A 15,288-nucleotide genomic window follows, 5' to 3' on the forward strand; every position below is an offset into this window, starting at 1 on the left:
GAAACGGGAACGCCGGCGGTGAGTCAGCTCGCTGACCCACCGCCGGCATGACAGGACGGAGGAGAGGGCGCGCCCGTACCGCGCCCGCCGGCCGTTTCGCCGACTTGGTTCGTGGCTACTTGGCGGGCTTCCTGCCGGTGATGCCCAGGTGGACCAACAGGGCCAGATTCGGCTTCAGTTCGGCCTGTTTCACGCCCCAGCCCTGGAAGCCCTTCTGGTGCGAGGCGACCGAGGAGAGCATGACCACCAGCGCGCCGGCGATGGCCGCGGGGTTGACGTCCTTGTCGACCCTGCCCCGTGACTGGAGTTCCTTGACCGACTCCGTGAGCGAGTGCGTGACGGAGTTGAGGACCTTCATGCGGATCTTGTTGAACCGCTTGTCGCCCTCCGCCGCGCCGAGGTCGATCACGCGGAGAATCGCGTCGTGTTTACGCCAGAAGTCGAGGAACCCGTCGACCAGGTCCTCCGACGTCTGCCAGCCGGCCTTGCCCGCCCAGGAGCGGCCGGCGACCAGCCCGGTGAGTCCGGAACCCTCCTTGGCGGTCTCCTCGGCGATTTCGAGGACCGCGCCCTCGACATCCGGAAAGTACTGGTAGAAGGTCGCGGGTGAGGTGCCCGCCCGCCGGGCCACATCGATGACTTTGACGTCCCGGTACGGCGAGGAGCTGAGCATCTCGCCGAGACAGTCGAGCAGCTTCTGCCGCGTCGCCTGTCCGCGTCGACCAGCCACGCGGCCGTCGACGGTGCGCACTTGTCCTGTCATGACGTCAGCTTACCGAGGGGGGATTGGAGCGCGATTCGGCCGAGTGCAAATGGGGAATCGGCCATGATTCGGTCACGATCCGGCGCTCCGGGCGGCAGTCGGGCGCCCGTCGGCGGTAACCGGGCGGTCGGGGGGCGGCAAACGGGCGGCGGCCGGACGGCAGTGGTCCTGACGAGGGCCGTCGAGGGAATAGTGTTATCAACATCCTGTGGATAACTTCGGTGGATAACCCGGGGTGGCTGTGGCTTCACGCTGCGCGCGGCCCCGTCGGCCCCGTCGGCCCCCTCGGCTCCGGCGACCCCGGCGGACTCGGCGAGGCCGCCGGGCTGGGCGGCCGGGGCCCGCGCCCCGATGCGGCCCGGCTCCCCGCCCCGTAGTTTGGCTGTGAGGGGCGCCACGCGCGGCTACGAGGGGGCACCGCACAGGAAGGATCCGGCCATGGGTGCGTTCGCGGAAGGCACGCCGTGCTGGGTGGACGTGTCGCTCCCCGACCTCGAGGCGGGCAAGCGCTTCTACGGGGAACTCTTCGGCTGGACGTTCGGCCCGCCAGGGAGCGCGGAGCACGGGCGGTACACCGACGCGCTCAGCGGGGGCCTGCGCGTCGCCGGACTGATCGCCAAGCGGGACGGCCGGATGCCCACCGCCTGGGGGGTCCATTTCGCGACGCCCGACGTCGTCCGGACCGGCAGGAGGATCAGGGAGGCGGGCGGCCGGCTCATCACGGATCCGGTCGCCGTCGGGACCGCCGGGATCATGGCCCTGGCGGCGGACCCGGCGGGCGCGGTCTTCGGGCTCTGGCAGGCCCGCGACTTCGAGGGCTTCGAGAAGAAGGGCCTGCCGGGCTCGTTCCGCTGGACCGAGGTATACACGCGCGACAAGGATCGCGTCGATCCCTTCTACGAGTCCGTCTTCGGCTTCCGAGCGACGGATCTCCCGGGCCCCTCCGGCCCCTCCGGCTCCTCCGGCTCCGCCGGCTCCGGCGTCCCGCCCGGTCCTCCCGGTGCCTCCGTCGATTTCCGTACCTGGTCACCGGCCGGTACGGAACCGGGCCCCGACACCGCGATCGGCGGCCGGAGCGTGATCACGGACGCCTTCCCGGCGGAGATGCCGCCGCACTTCCTCAGCTACTTCGCCGTGGCGGACTGCGACGGGACCGTGGCGACGGCGGTACGCCTCGGCGGCCGGGTCACCGCGCCGCCCTTCGGTATCGAGCACGGAAGGACGGCGGTCCTCGTGGACAACCAGGGAGCGTCTTTCGCGGTCCTCACTGATACGGAACCGATTCCGAAGCCCCACGCGTGACATCCGGGCGGGGGCGTCGGAACACGCGGCGTCGGGCGTCCCGGAGGGCGGCCGGGGGCGGAACGTGTCCGAATCGGCATGAGACACCCCGATCCGCCCCCGGGTTCGCAACCGCCGCCTCCGGCAGGAAGAATCAGGGGGCATGGGGCCGTACCTTGTGGCCCGGCACGGGGAGGTGGCAAGGCAAGTGGAGCAGCTGACGCAGCACGATCCGAGGCGCATCGGCCCTTTCGAGGTGCTGGGGCGGCTCGGCGCCGGCGGCATGGGGCTGGTCTACCTCGCGCGCTCGGCGTCCGGGCGCCGCGTGGCGATCAAGACCGTACGCACCGAGCTCGCCGAGGACCAGCTGTTCCGGGTCCGCTTCACGCGTGAGGTGGAGGCGGCCCGGGCCGTCAGCGGCTTCTACACCGCCGCCGTCGTGGACGCCGACCCCCGGGCCGCCGTGCCCTGGCTGGCCACCGCGTACGTCCCCGCCCCCTCGCTCGAGGAAATAGTGAACGAGTGCGGTCCGATGCCGGCCCAGGCGGTGCGCTGGCTGGCGGCGGGCATCGCCGAGGCCCTCCAGTCGATCCACGGCGCGAACCTGGTCCACCGGGACATGAAGCCGTCGAACGTCCTGGTGGTCGAGGACGGGCCGCGCGTCATCGACTTCGGCATCGCCTCCGGCGTCTCCAACACCCGGCTGACCATGACCAACGTCGCGGTGGGCACGCCCGCGTACATGTCGCCCGAGCAGGCGCGGGACTCGCGCAGCGTGACGGGCGCGAGCGATGTCTTCTCCCTCGGTTCCACCCTCGTCTTCGCGGCCACCGGCCATGCCCCCTACCACGGCGCGAACCCGGTCGAGACGGTCTTCATGCTGCTGCGCGAGGGCCCGGACCTGGAGGGGCTGCCCGACGAGTTGAGACCCCTCATCGAATCCTGCATGCAGATGGACGCGTCACTGCGCCCGACGCCCGCCGATCTCCAGGCGCAGCTCGCGCCGCACCTCTTCGCGGCGGGCGGTGACGACGACAGCGGTACGGCGTCGGCCTGGCTGCCGGGCCGGGCCACGGCGATGATCGAGCAGCGGCGCGCGGGCGGCCGTGGCGCTCCCGGGCGGGCCGGGAGTCCGGCCGGCCGGGGCGAGCGCGTACGTCAGGAGGAGCCCGTGGGACCGCGCGGCGGGGCGCCCGCCGTGCCGCCGCCGCCCGCGCACCGGCCGCCCGTGCCCGCCCCGGCGCCGGCGCTCGCGCCGGCCGGGGAGCGCCCTCGGCCGTGGCCCCGTCGCCGTCCCCGGCCGGGCCGTCCGCCGATGCCGACGCGTCGCCCGGCGGGCCGGTCCGGCTCGCGGGCTCGGCCGTCGCGATCGGGCCGGGACCGCGCGCGGCCGACACCAGGGGCATGTTCCCCGGCGACGCGGGCCCGGCCACCGGCTGGATCCGCCCCCCGGCCGGGCTGGCCGGCGCGGACGCGGCCCTCGCGGTGCCGCCCCCGGGCGCCCCGTCCGCCGTGGCCCCGTCCCCGGTCGCGCCGCCCGTACCACCGCCCAACCGGCCGCCCGACGCGGCCGGCGCGCCCGCCCGCTGGCGGCCGTGGCGGTTCCGGATGTCCAACGACGTCTGGGGGACCCCGGTCGTGGACGGCGACCTGCTCTACGTCACCTCCTTCGAGGTGCACGCGCTGGACGTGGCCAGCGGGCGCCGCCAGTTCAAGACGCGGGACGTGGCCTGGGCGATGGCGGTGTCCGACGGCCGTATCCACGCCTCCGACGGGCCGACGCTCTACGCGCTCGACGGCACGGACGGCACGGAGCGCTGGCGGCTCCAGACCGACGCCTGGGTGTACTCGCTCAAGGTCGACCGGGGCACGGTCGTCACCGGTACGCGCGGCGGCGGGGTCCAGGCGTGGGAGGCGTCGAACGGCGAGCGGCTGTGGCACCTGTCCGGCGCCCAGACCGACTTCGAGACCCCCGAGGCCGGACCCGCGATCTTCGACGGCACGGTGTACGTCTGGCAGGACGCCCGGCTGCGGGCGCTGGACGCGCGCTCGGGCGCCGAGCTCTGGTCGTACCCCATCGGGGACGCCGCCGCCTGCGGGGGCGTACCGGTACGGATGAGACCGGCCCCCGACGGCCACCTCTACGTCTCGGCCGGGGCCCGCGTGCTGTCCGTCGACATCGCGAGCGGGCACGTGCGCTGGCACTTCGAGGCGCCCGCCGTCTTCCTCTCCCCGCCGGCCTTCGCGCCCGGCCCGGCCGTCGCGGGCGGCGGGATCTACCTGGCCGACTACCTCGGTACGGTCTACGCGCTGGACGCCACGACGGGCAAGGACCGCTGGCGCATCGCGACCGAGTCCCGGCAGTCCATCGAGCCGGTGCTGGTCGCCGACGGCAACGTGCACGTGGGCAGCGGCAGCGCGCTCTACACGCTGGACGCGGTCACCGGCACCCCCAAGTGGCGCTTCGCGGCGGGCGGCGAGGTCGTCGGCTCCCCGGTGGCCGCCGACGGCCGGCTGCACTTCGGCTCGGCCGACCACGTCCTCTACACGCTGGACGCGAGCGGCGGCCAGCTGCGCTGGAAGCTGGCGACGGGCGGCGAGATCACCGGATCGCCGGTGGCCAGGCGCGGGGTGGTGTACGCGTGCAGCAAGGACCGGTGCGTGTACGCGCTGGACGCGGAGAAGGGGACGGCGACGGGGCGGGCGGCTCGGTAGCCGGGCCGGAGCCGGGCCCCTGCCGCCGCGCTCCGCTGCCCTGGCGCGCCGTCGTACGCGTGTGCGGCGGCGCTGTTAGGGTGTCGCCGCTGGTTGACAGGTACAGATCCAGCCAGGGCTGGAGACACGGGGGAGGGCTCGGCCTTCATGATGCGTCGACGTCTGAAATTCGCGGCCGTACTGGTCGCGGTGGTGCTCGCGCTGACGGGGTTCTCGTCGGCGGCGCACGGCAAGAGCAAGGGCAGGGGCTCAGGAAGCAGCGGCAGCGGCGGCGGCAGCGGCGGGGGAGGCTGCTCCAGCTCCAAGAAGAGCAACGGTTCGTACTCGGGCTCGCACCGGGACCACGACGACGATGACGACGACCACGGCTCGTCGGGCGGCTCGTACACCGGCGAGCCCACGCCCGCCGCGACCTCCGAGGTCCAGGCGTGGATCGTCAGCTGCGTCAGCAAGGCGAAGGGCAAGCGCAAGGCGGTCACGTACGCGACGGTGACGGTCGAGGCCCCGGCGAGCGCGGGCCTGACGGACACGTACGACGTGGACGTGGAGTTCCGGGACGCGTCGGGCTCGCTCGTCGACACGGGCGACACGGAAGTGGCCCTGGCGGGCGGCGAGTCGAAGACGCTCAAGGTGCGGATGGACAGCCCGCGCCAGGTGTCCCGGGTACGGAAGTGCGAGGCGAGCGCGGAAGTCGAGGTCTGAGGCGGCGGCCGGGTCCGCGGCCGGCTACGGGTCCGGGCACGGCAAAGGGGTCGAGCGCGTCGCGCTCGACCCCTTCTTCTCGCATCCCCCGCGAGTCCGCACGACCGCGGCGGCTCCCCCTCCGCGCCGCCGCGGTCGCTTCCCCCTGAGGAAAAGTCAGGGCCTGGCCGGTGCCGGCATCTGGTTGTCCAGCGTGGTGATGGTCTCGTCGTCGTCCGCCGGCAGGATCGGCATCTGGTTGTCGAGCGTGGTGATGGTCTCGTCGTCGTCCGCGGGGAGGATCGGCATCTGGTTGTCCAGAGTGGTCACCGCGTCGTCCGCCGGCGGCGGCGTCGGCATCTGGTTGTCCCGCGTGGTCTCGTCCGCCGGCGGGGCCGGCATCTGGTTGTCCATGGTGATCAGGATCTCGTCCGCGGGCGGCGCGGGCATCTGATTATCCTGCGTCCTGATCGCTTCCTTGTTCTCGCTCATGTCTTCTCTCCCCCGTTGCTCGTGCGGTCGGGCTTGGGCATCCCCTGCCAGGCGGCTCCCCCGGAAGGCCGCCCGACAGGGAACAGGAGGCTCACCATGGCTCCGTGTCCTCCGACGACTCGTCTGACCCCCGTCGCGACGAATCGATGCCCTGAGCATGCCGGGTTGGCATAAACAATTGATGAACGCCCCGACGCGGTGCGGGCTCTCAGGCCGCGCTGACGGGGCTGAGCAGGCGCCGCACGCCGTCCGCCTCGGGGGAACCGCACTGCTCGAACAGCGTCAGCGCCTCCTGCCAGCAGACCCGAGCGCGGTCCGTCTGGCCGAGGCTCGACAGTGCCCTGCCCAGTACGGTCAGCACGGCGGCCCGGATGGGGTCACCGCCGATGCAGCCGTACGCGAGGGCCTGTTCGGCGTGCTGGGCCGCCCGGGCCGGCCGGCCCGCGGCCAGGTGCGCCTCGGCCATCCGGAACATGGACGCGCCTTCCCACAGACGCTGCCGGTTCTTGCCGAAGGTGGACAGCGCCTCGTCGAGCTGGCTCAGGGCCGCGTCGTAACGGCCGGCGCGGGTCAGCGCCAGCCCCAGGGCGTAGCGGGCGTTCGCGAGGCGCAGCGGGACCCCGATGCGCTCGTATATGCCGATGCAGTGCTCCGCCAGCTCGATCGCCTTCTCGGTCTGGTTGACGAGGAGTTGATGACGGGAGAGGTTGACCAGGGCGCTCGCTTCCCGCATCAGGTTCCCGTCGGTACGGGACGCCTCGACCGCCTGGAGGAGGAACGACTCACCTTCCTGGAACCGCCCCTGGATCAGTGCGATCATCCCGCGGTCGTTGTCGGCCCAGGGAATGGTCGTGCGGTCGTCTGCCGCTCGCGCGAGGAGGGTGGCCTGCCGGGCTTCCTCGTCCGCCTCGTCGTAACGTCCCGCGACCAGGTGGACGTTGGTGAGCATGGCCCTGGCGCGTCCCTCGGCGCGCTGGTCGCCCGCCCTGTGCGCGGCCTCGCGGGCGGTCAGCGCCACGCCCTCGTACTGCTTGGCGTCGGCGCCCGACTCGGCCAGGTCCTTGGCGGCCCACAGCAGGTCGGCGGCGCGCCGGGGCCGGCCCCCGAGGGCCGCCTGCCGTGCGCAGGCCAGCAGGCAGTCCGCCTCCGTGTAGAGCCAGTCCAGGGCCGTCTGCCGGTCGTTGAACGACAGGCCCTCGTGCGCCGTCGGCTCCAGGTCGTCGACCACGCGGTCCCCCGGCCGCTCCAGCGCGAACACCCGCGCCGCCGTCGACAGGTAGAAGTCCAGCAGCCGCGACAGCGCCGCCGCCCGTACCGACGACGCGTCCTCGTCGCGTTCCGCGCATACACGCGCGTAGAGCCGCACCAGGTCGTGGAAGCGGTACCGGCCCGGGGCGGCCGACTCCAGCAGGGACGTGTCGACCAGCGACTCCAGCAGTTCCTCCGTCACGCGCGGCGGCAGGTCGAGCATGGCCGCCGCCGCCGCGAGCGAGAGGTCCGGGCCGTCCGCGAGGCCCAGCAGGCGGAACGCGCGGGCCTGCGCGGGCTCCAGTGCGCCGTAGCCGAGTTCGAACGTCGACTTGACCGCCAGGTCGCCCGCCTGGAGTTCGTCCAGCCGGCGTCGCTCGTCCGCGAGTTTCTCCGCCAGGACCGAGACCGTCCACATGCGGCGGGCGCCGAGGCGGGAGGCGGCGATACGGATCGCCAGCGGCAGGAACCCGCACGCCGAGACCACGTCCAGCGCCGCCTTGCGCTCCGCCGCCACCCGTTCCTCGCCGACGATGCGGGTGAACAGCAGGAGCGCTTCCTCCGGCGACATCACGTCCAGGTCGACCAGGTGCGCGCCCGCCAGGTCCACCATCCTGACCCGGCTCGTCACCAGCGCCGCGCAGCCCTCGGTGCCCGGCAGCAGCGGCCGGACCTGGGCGGCGTCGCGGGCGTTGTCCAGGAGGACCAGGACGCGACGGCCGTCCAGCGCCGAGCGGTAGAGCGCCGAGCGGTCGTCCAGCGAGTCCGGGATCGCGCTGTCGGGCGTGCCGAGCGCGCGCAGGAACGATCCGAGGACGGTCTCCGGTTCGGCGGCCCGCCCGCCGGCGCCCTGGAGGTCCACGTACAGCTGTCCGTCCGGGAAGTGCGGTCGCGCCTCGTGCGCCACGTGGACCGCGAGCGTCGTCTTGCCGACCCCGCCGATGCCCGCGAGCGCGGACACCGCCATCACGGTCCCGCCGGCGCCCGCGAGCTGGGCGCCCAGGTCCCGGACGCAGGAGACGCGGCCGGTGAAGTCGGGCACGGTCGCCGGGAGCTGGGCGGGCCGGGGGACGGCCGCGGGCTGGTCGGCGTCCTCCGCGGGGCCGGCGAGTTCGGCGTCCGCCCGCAGGATGCGCTGCTGGAGCCGGGCCAGCTCGGGGCGCGGGTCGACGCCCAGTTCCTCGGTGAGCAGCCGGCGCGTGTCGGCGTACACGGCCAGCGCCTCCGCTTGCCGGCCGCTGCGGTACAGGGCCAGCATCAGCAGCTCGCGCAGCCGTTCGCGCAGGGGGTGGTCGGCGGTGAGCGCGGTCAGCTCGGAGATCGTCTCCATGTGGCTGCCCAGCTCCAGGTCCATCTCCAGCCGGGTCTCGATGAGCTGGAGGCGCCACTCCTCCAGACGCGTGCGCTGCGTCTCGGCGTACGGTCCGGGCACGTTGGCCAGCGACTCACCGTCCCACATGCCCAGCGCCTGATGGATCAGCGCGCGTGCCTGGGTGCGCTGATCCGCGGCGCGGGCCTTGTCGGCGTCGGTGGCCAGTTCCTGCGCGACCAGCAGATCCAGCGCTTCCGGACCGACGCGCAGGGCGTATCCACCGGACTCGCTGACCAGCCCGCCGGAGTCGGCCTCCGCCCCCGGCGCCCCGGCGCCGCTCTCCGGCCCGAGCACCTTGCGCAGCCGGGAGGCGTACGTCCGTACGGTGGCCAGCGCCTGCGAGGGCGGTTCGGCGCCCCAGAGCGCGTCGATGAGCTCGGCGGACGTCGCGGTACGCCCCTCGCGCAGTAACAGGGCGGCCAGCACGGCTCGTTGCTGCGGCGAACCGGGCGGCAACGCCTTGCCGCCACGCCACGCGCGTACCGGGCCGAGCACGCTGAAGCGGAGCTCACCGGTTTCACCCGGCCCGGCCGGAGCCCTCTGCTCCGGTACGCGCGGCCCGCCGTCTGGGTCCATAGCTCCCCCTGCCTCCGCTGCTGCCGGATTCGCCGTGGACAGTCTGCCTTGTCGGAGGTTGGCGCGTCAGCAGTGAGTGAGGGTCTGCACAAGGCTTCGACACGATGGAGAAGGCCCCGGGCCGCGACCGGCGGGACACGTCTGTCGATCCCGCCGGTCGCGGCACCGGGCTTGGGAGCGCCCGGCCGGCGCGGCGCGGGCCGGCCCAGGACGGCCCGGGGCGTGTCAGGTGGAGTCAGGCCGGGGCGGGTCAGGCCAGGTCATGTCGGGTGAGGCCAGGTCACGTCGGGTCAGGTCAGGTCAGGTACGGGGATACTCGACGTCCGGGAAGTCGATCTGTGCCTGCTTGAACTGCTGCTCGTACTCGGCCGGCCAGCCGAAGGCGGTGGTGGCCCGGGCCTTGAGGTTCACCCCGGCGGCTCCGCTCCAGAAGTGCACGAACTCGCCATAGTTCATGTCCCGGGCGTACGACCCGTTGTACTGCTGGTGGTTCTCCGACAGCACCTCGAAGTACTTCGCCAGCACGGCGCCCTTACCGTGGTCGCGCCAGATCGGATAGAACCAGTCCTTGAACCACGCCGTATTGGCGCGCGGGAAGTTGTCCCGGTTCGCCATCATCTTGTCCTGCCAGCGCTGGGCGTCGGCCGTCATGCCCGCGCCGAGGTAGGCGTCGTACTGGTAGATCTCGCACCACTTGCTGTCGCCCCAGAGGGGGAACGACGGCGAGCCTTCGACGCCGTTGGCGGAGAACTCGACCACGTGCCCGATCGCATGCGCGGTCATGTCCCGGGCCTGGCTGTCGTTCTCCTGCCAATCGCCGAGACCGAGGTCGATCACATTCCGGTTGTCGTGGTCCGCGTCGAAGACGGTGGCGGGGTGGCCGCCGCCGTACTTCCCCTTGTGGAAGATGGCGGCGAGCCGGGGGTTGCCGAAGCTCCCGTAGTTCTGCTTGGTGTACCGCCACAGTTTCCCGACGTAGTCGTTCAGCCAGGTCTGCGAGGTGTCCATGTCCTTGTCGAAGTACATGGCCACGTCGTTGTCGTCGTGCACGCGGTTGACCGACTGGTTGTGTTCCAGCCAGTGCTCCTGCCAGACGGCCGGCAGACCGGCGTCACCGGTCGTCGCGCTCGCGGTGTTCGTGTACGCGGAGCTTCCGGTGGCGTTCTCGGCCCGCACCCGGTAGTGATAGGCGGTCCTGCCGGTGAGACCGAGGTCGTGGAAGCGGGTGGTGCCGGCCGGGAGGACGCGTGACCAGCCCCAGGTGGCGCCGTCGGCGGATCGCTCCACCCGGTAGGCCGTCTCCCAGCGCGAGTTGTCGGTCCAGGTCAGCTCGGTCTGGTCACCGGAGACCGCCCGAACGGACAGACCGGTCGGCGCCTCGGGCGCCGGAGCGCTGCCGGGGGTGCCGGTGCCGAGAATCTGCCATTCGGAGAGCTGCGTGCTCGAGGCCCCGTCGTTGGCCGTGATGTTCAGCCGGAAGTACCGGTAGGGGGTGCTGTTCGTGAATGTGTACACCTTCTTCTGGAAGCGCGCGGAGAAGGTCTGGTCCGTCCGGGTGTCCAGCGTCTTCCAGGTGGTGCCGTCCGACGACCCCTGGAAGGACCAGGCGCGCGGATCGCGGTCGGTGGCGTCGTTGGCGGAGGTGAGGGTGTAGCCGATGACCGTCGACCGGGCCGCCGCCGTGTACTGGAGCCAGGTGGTCGGGTTGTGGGTGAGGTACTTGGTGAAGAGGGTGTTGTCCACCGCCTTCTCGCGGCCCTCGCCGCCGGTGACGTTGTACTGATCGGCGACCGTGCCCGCGAGGTCGGTGATGTCCATCGGCTCGTCGGACACCGCGGTGAGCGCCTTGGCGGTGTTGGAGTGGGCCGACAGGGCACTGCCCTTGCCGACCGCCCGTACTCGGTAGACGTACGTGGCCCCGGGGGTGAGGCCGGTGTCCGTGAAGGCGGTCGCGTCGGCAGCGGCGGTGGCCACCTCGCGGAACGTGGTGCCGTCGGCGGAACGCTCGATCCGGAATCCGGTCTCCGGGTAGCCGGTGTCGATGCTGGAGTTGTCGCTCCAGGACAGGTCGACCTCGCTCCCGCCGACCGCCGACGCGCTGAGGCCACTCGGCGCCTGCGGCACCCCGTCGCCCCCGGCCCACAGCTCCCATTCGGCGAACTGGAGCTGCCCGGCACCGTTGTTCTCGGTGACGTTCAGCCGGTAGTGGCTGTACGGGGGGTCCAGCCACCGTGAGCCCAAAAGCCGCCATCGGATGATCTTGGTGTTCTGATCTCCTGCTGTCCCTATACCACCGCCGAACTACTCGTGTTCGGGATTCCGGGATTCCGATCTTCTCAGGTCTGTGGGCTCGGGATGATCACGCGGGCGCGGCGTGAGGCGCCTTGGAGACCGGGCATCGAGTGGGGTAGGCATGACCTCGATCGAGAGGACCGCGTATCCGCGGTTCAAGCGGCTGATCACCGCGCGCGAGCTGCACGTGTTCTTCACTCCCAGCGAGGAGGAGCGGGTCTGGGCCGAGGAGGTCACGGACACCGACGAGCACCAGCTCGCCCTGCTGCTGGCGCTGAAGTCCTACCAGCGGATGGGTTGCTTCCCTAAGGCGCACGACGTGCCGGACCAGGTGGTGGAGTTCGTGCGCCGGGCGGCGGAACTGCCGGAGAACACGTTGCCGGTGTACGCGTCGGGCCGGACGGCCGAGCGGTACCGGTCGTGGGTGCGTGAGCGGTGCCAGGTGCGCTACGACGGCCCGGCGGCCCGCGCTCTGGCCGAGGAGACGATGCGGATCGAGGCGGCGTCCAAGAACAATCCGGCGGACCTGATCAACATCGCGCTGGAGAAGCTGGTCGAGGCCGGGCTGGAGATCCCGAGGTTCTCCACGCTGGACGCGATGGCGTCCACCTGATGCCCAGGATCCGCAACTGGAAGGACTGCCTGTTCTTCCGCCCGTCGCGCAGCGCCTCCTACGAGCACATCGACGCACTGTTCGGCGAGGCGGGCCGCAACGTGATCGACTGGGACCTGATCGAGACCCACTTCAAGGACCTGATGCGGGTCGCGGTCTCGGTCCGCGAGGGCACGATCTCCTCGACACTGCTGCTCAAGCGGCTGCGCTCCGGCTCCCACAAGAACGCCACCTACACCGCCTTCCGCGAGGTCGGGCGGGTGATCCGCACCGTCCAGCTGCTGCGGTATCTCTCGGACGCGCCGCTGCGCGGCCGGGTGACGGCCGCGACCAACAAGGTGGAGGCGTTCAACGGCTTCAGCGACTGGGTGCGGTTCGGGCAGCGCGGCACGGTCGCGCACAACGACCCGGTCGAGCAGGAGAAGGACGTGAAATTCACCTCGCTGCTCGCCAACCTGGTGATCTTCCACAACACCCTGGACATCGCCGACGTGGTGCGCCAGCTCCAAGCCGAGGGCTGGGAGATCGACCCGCTGGACCTGGCCGAGATCTCGCCGTACCTGACCGAGCACATCAACCGGTTCGGCGTGTACTCCACCCACGAGCTCGGGGTTCCCCCGGAGGACTACGACACCCGTCTCGACGTCGACTTCACCGCGCTGGAGGACGAGCGGGTCCCAGCCGCTTGAACCACTCACTCCTGACGGCGAAGCTCGAACAGGCGTCAGCGACACCGCCGGCCGCCTATCGCTCGCGTGAGCGCCAGCTCAGCCTCGCCCTGAGGGACGGGGGTGATACGCACAAAAGGGGCCGTTCGTAGGCGTTGAGCTACCAGCCCGTCAGTCACTAGTGCCCCTCCCGGCAACGTTTGCCCCGTCGCGACGCCCGGCACGCGCGCTCGCCGCGTTGGCCACAAGCCCAGGTAGCTCCGCTACATGGACTTCTGGCCGCCTTGCGATCACACGCACCGGACGCCGCTCCTTGACGGGCAAACCTTGCCGGTCGCGGCACTAGCGTGGGTGGCTTTGTCGGTTACCAGTGACTCCAGCGGAAGGTCAGTTCTGGGGGGTCATGGCGTCGCGGACTTTGGCGGTGTCCACGAATTGTTCGAAGCGGACGATGCGGCCGCCGCGGACGATGAAGTGGTGGGCGACGCGGACGTCGATGGTCTTGCCGGTGGCCTTGTTGGTGGCGGTGTAGCAGGGGCCTTGGGCCTGTCTGACTGCTGGCTACGGTTCCAGGAATGCGAGCGCCCGCGGAACGAATCTGTCGTGGTGCTGGAAGATCCCGCCGTGTCCGGCGTCGGGGTAGAGGGGCTCGAGTTCACCCCGGGGCAGCCGGGCCGCCAGGTCGATGGTGTTGACGCTCGGGACCATCCGGTCGCTCTCGCCGTTGGCCACCAGGACCGGCTGCTGGATGCGCGACAGGTCCTGCGGTGCCGTGCGGCCCCAGCGTTTGATGGCCTTCAGCTGGGCGAGGAACGACGGCACCGAGATCGTCTTGTCGCGGTCGTCCGTGCGCTCCTTCAGCCGCGCCAGGAATTCGCGCGCGGCCCGTTGTCCGCCCTCGGTCTGGGTGAAGAAGAGGTAGTGCTTCGGGTCCTTGCGCCGCAGCGTCGCCTTCAGCATGTCCTGGACGGTGAGGGACGTGACCTTGTCGATGCCGGGTCCGCCGGCGGGGCCCGTGCCCGCGAGGATGAGTTTGCGTACGAGGTCGGGTTCCTCTGCTGCGATGACCTGGGCGATGAAGCCGCCCATCGACAGGCCGAGCAGGTCGACCTGGTCGAACCCGAGGGCCCGGATGAACAGCACGGTGTCGCGGGCCATCGCCTCGATGGTGTCGGGTGTGGAGCCGCCGGACGCGCCGACGCCCCGGTTGTCGTAGGTGATCACGCGGCGTCGGGCGGCCAGTCCGTCGACGACCCGTGGATCCCAGTTGTCCAGGACCGCGGACAGGTGGTTGAGGAGGATCAGCGGTACGCCGTCGTCCGGGCCGAGCTGCCGGTAGGCGAAGCTGACGCCCTGCACGGACACGGAGCGGGTCGGCGCGTTCTTGTACGACGACGGGGTGGGTGTGGGGGAGCCGGACGATGCGCTCATGGCCGGGTCCTGGTGTGTGGTGGGGGACGGGGGTGTGGGGGTTGGGCTTCTCGTGGTGACGGGCTGCCTCGGCGTCCTGCTGGGCTGTGCCCGCGCTCACGTCAGGGAGACGACGACTTTCCCGGCCTTCGCGCGGCCCTTCTCGACGTACTCCATGGCCTGGAGGGTTTCGTCGAACGGGAAGACGCGGTCGACGACGGGACGGATCTTTCCGGCGTCGATGAGGGGGGTGAGTTCGCGCAGTTGGTCGCCGCTGGCCTTCATGAACAGGAACGAGTACGTCACGCCCAGGCGCTTGGCCTGGCGGCGGGTTTTAGCACTGAGGGCGGTCATGGCCAGGCGGAGGACCGGGTTCAGGCCGAGTTCACGGGCGAAGGCCGGGTCGGGCGGGCCCGCGACGCTGATGGCCGTGCCGCCGGGCTTGAGTACGCGCAGGGATTTGGCGAGGTTCTCGCCGCCGAGGCTGTCGAGGACGACGTCGTAGCCGTCGAGGACCTCTTCGAAGTCCTGGGTGCGGTAGTCGACGACGATGTCCGCGCCGAGGTCCTTGGCCAGGTCGACCTTGGCGGTGCTCACGGTGGTGGCCACATGCGCGCCCAGCGCCTTGGCCAGCTGGACGGCGATGGAGCCGAGGCCGCCTGCGCCCGCGTGGATGAGGACCTTCTGGCCCGGCTGTACGTGGGCCCGCTCGACCAGTGCCTGCCATGCGGTCAGCGCGACCAGGGGAAGGGAGGCGGCCTCGGCCATGGTGAGCATGGCCGGTTTGGGTGCCAGGTCGTCCTGGTGGACGGCGATGAGTTCGGCGAAGGTGCCGATGCGGTCCTTGTCGGGCCGGGCGTAGACCTCGTCGCCCACCGCGAAGCGGGTGACGGCCGGGCCGACCCGGACGACCGTCCCTGCGAGGTCGTTGCCCAGGACGAGCGGGAGACGGTAGGGCATGAACGCCTTGAAGTCGCCGTTGCGGATCCGGAGGTCCAGCGGGTTGACGCCTGCCGCGTGGATCTTGACCAGGACGTCGTCGGCACCCACCTGGGGGGCGGGTAGCTCGGCGGCGCGCATCCCGGCTTGGCCGCCGTACTTCTCGACCATGAAAGCCCTCATCGTCGTCTCCGTTCCGTGTCCCGTCCGTGAAAGGTCGGAGTCTCCGCTCGCCCCG

The 15,288-nt window shown here is 71.4% G+C and carries 10 protein-coding genes and 2 pseudogenes; 5 read left to right on the top strand and 7 right to left on the bottom strand.

Annotated elements, in window-relative coordinates; translation table 11 throughout:
• Nucleotides 1–115: 115 nt before the first annotated feature.
• Nucleotides 116–763 (bottom strand): TetR/AcrR family transcriptional regulator, encoded by a 648-nt coding sequence (locus ACU6P3_RS19410; RefSeq protein ID WP_078854686.1) that lies wholly within the window; start codon nt 761–763, stop codon nt 116–118.
• A 438-nt stretch (nt 764–1,201) separates the two neighbouring features.
• Here ACU6P3_RS19410 and ACU6P3_RS19415 point away from each other — a divergent pair, with 438 nt between their 5' ends.
• The 3 genes and pseudogenes from ACU6P3_RS19415 to ACU6P3_RS19425 all read left to right on the top strand — a co-directional run bounded on the left by ACU6P3_RS19415 (nt 1,202) and on the right by ACU6P3_RS19425 (nt 5,461).
• Nucleotides 1,202–2,065, top strand: coding sequence for a VOC family protein (locus tag ACU6P3_RS19415; protein ID WP_447193405.1), 864 nt, complete (start codon nt 1,202–1,204; stop codon nt 2,063–2,065).
• A 142-nt stretch (nt 2,066–2,207) separates the two neighbouring features.
• A pseudogene (gene afsK / locus ACU6P3_RS19420) lies at nt 2,208–4,759 on the top strand (protein serine/threonine kinase AfsK).
• A 147-nt stretch (nt 4,760–4,906) separates the two neighbouring features.
• Complete coding sequence (locus ACU6P3_RS19425) at nt 4,907–5,461, top strand: hypothetical protein (RefSeq protein WP_447193406.1); 555 nt, start codon at nt 4,907–4,909, stop codon at nt 5,459–5,461.
• Nucleotides 5,462–5,617: 156 nt separating this feature from the next.
• Here ACU6P3_RS19425 and afsS read toward each other — a convergent pair whose 3' ends face one another.
• The 3 genes from afsS to ACU6P3_RS19440 form a co-directional block, all read right to left on the bottom strand.
• A complete protein-coding gene (gene afsS / locus ACU6P3_RS19430) occupies nt 5,618–5,932 on the bottom strand; it encodes a regulatory protein AfsS (protein ID WP_447193407.1) in 315 nt (104 codons plus the stop codon).
• A 208-nt stretch (nt 5,933–6,140) separates the two neighbouring features.
• Nucleotides 6,141–9,128 carry an SARP-family global regulator AfsR gene (gene afsR, locus ACU6P3_RS19435; RefSeq protein WP_447193408.1) on the bottom strand — a complete coding sequence of 996 codons (2,988 nt, stop codon included), beginning with the start codon at nt 9,126–9,128 and terminating at the stop codon, nt 6,141–6,143.
• 300 nt (nt 9,129–9,428) lie between these two features.
• Nucleotides 9,429–11,369: a fibronectin type III domain-containing protein gene (locus tag ACU6P3_RS19440; RefSeq protein ID WP_447193409.1), complete on the bottom strand. Its 1,941-nt coding sequence runs from the start codon at nt 11,367–11,369 to the stop codon at nt 9,429–9,431.
• A gap of 172 nt (nt 11,370–11,541) precedes the next feature.
• On the opposite strand from ACU6P3_RS19440, the gene ACU6P3_RS19445 reads away from it, so the two are divergent.
• The gene (locus ACU6P3_RS19445; protein WP_447193410.1) at nt 11,542–12,033 is read left to right on the top strand and encodes a DUF4158 domain-containing protein; all 492 of its coding nucleotides are present in this window, start codon (nt 11,542–11,544) and stop codon (nt 12,031–12,033) included.
• On the top strand, nt 12,033–12,722 hold the full coding sequence (locus tag ACU6P3_RS19450) for a Tn3 family transposase (RefSeq protein ID WP_447193411.1): 690 nt from the start codon (nt 12,033–12,035) through the stop codon (nt 12,720–12,722). The genes ACU6P3_RS19445 and ACU6P3_RS19450 overlap by 1 nt, the downstream gene beginning before the upstream one ends.
• 366 nt (nt 12,723–13,088) lie before the next feature.
• On the opposite strand, the pseudogene ACU6P3_RS19455 reads toward ACU6P3_RS19450, so the two are convergent.
• The 3 genes and pseudogenes from ACU6P3_RS19455 to ACU6P3_RS19465 form a co-directional block, all read right to left on the bottom strand.
• Nucleotides 13,089–13,232, bottom strand: a pseudogene (locus ACU6P3_RS19455) (nuclear transport factor 2 family protein); the annotation flags it as partial.
• 30 nt (nt 13,233–13,262) lie between these two features.
• Nucleotides 13,263–14,132, bottom strand: a complete 870-nt coding sequence (locus ACU6P3_RS19460) for an alpha/beta fold hydrolase (protein WP_447193412.1) — start codon at nt 14,130–14,132, stop codon at nt 13,263–13,265.
• Nucleotides 14,133–14,228: 96 nt separating this feature from the next.
• Nucleotides 14,229–15,233 (bottom strand): NADP-dependent oxidoreductase, encoded by a 1,005-nt coding sequence (locus ACU6P3_RS19465; RefSeq protein WP_447193413.1) that lies wholly within the window; start codon nt 15,231–15,233, stop codon nt 14,229–14,231.
• Nucleotides 15,234–15,288: the final 55 nt, after the last annotated feature.

The sequence above is a fragment of the Streptomyces hebeiensis genome (assembly GCF_052983195.1).

What these genes read in the sequence shown, in the direction of transcription:
- ACU6P3_RS19415 (WP_447193405.1), top strand. Translation starts at nt 1,202, where the DNA reads ATGGGTGCGTTCGCGGAAGGCACGCCGTGCTGGGTGGACGTGTCGCTC.
- ACU6P3_RS19425 (WP_447193406.1), top strand. Translation starts at nt 4,907, where the DNA reads ATGATGCGTCGACGTCTGAAATTCGCGGCCGTACTGGTCGCGGTGGTG.
- afsS (WP_447193407.1), bottom strand. Translation starts at nt 5,932, where the DNA reads ATGAGCGAGAACAAGGAAGCGATCAGGACGCAGGATAATCAGATGCCC.
- ACU6P3_RS19410 (WP_078854686.1), bottom strand. Translation starts at nt 763, where the DNA reads ATGACAGGACAAGTGCGCACCGTCGACGGCCGCGTGGCTGGTCGACGC.
- ACU6P3_RS19450 (WP_447193411.1), top strand. Translation starts at nt 12,033, where the DNA reads ATGCCCAGGATCCGCAACTGGAAGGACTGCCTGTTCTTCCGCCCGTCG.
- ACU6P3_RS19465 (WP_447193413.1), bottom strand. Translation starts at nt 15,233, where the DNA reads ATGAGGGCTTTCATGGTCGAGAAGTACGGCGGCCAAGCCGGGATGCGC.
- ACU6P3_RS19445 (WP_447193410.1), top strand. Translation starts at nt 11,542, where the DNA reads ATGACCTCGATCGAGAGGACCGCGTATCCGCGGTTCAAGCGGCTGATC.
- ACU6P3_RS19460 (WP_447193412.1), bottom strand. Translation starts at nt 14,132, where the DNA reads ATGAGCGCATCGTCCGGCTCCCCCACACCCACCCCGTCGTCGTACAAG.
- afsR (WP_447193408.1), bottom strand. Translation starts at nt 9,128, where the DNA reads ATGGACCCAGACGGCGGGCCGCGCGTACCGGAGCAGAGGGCTCCGGCC.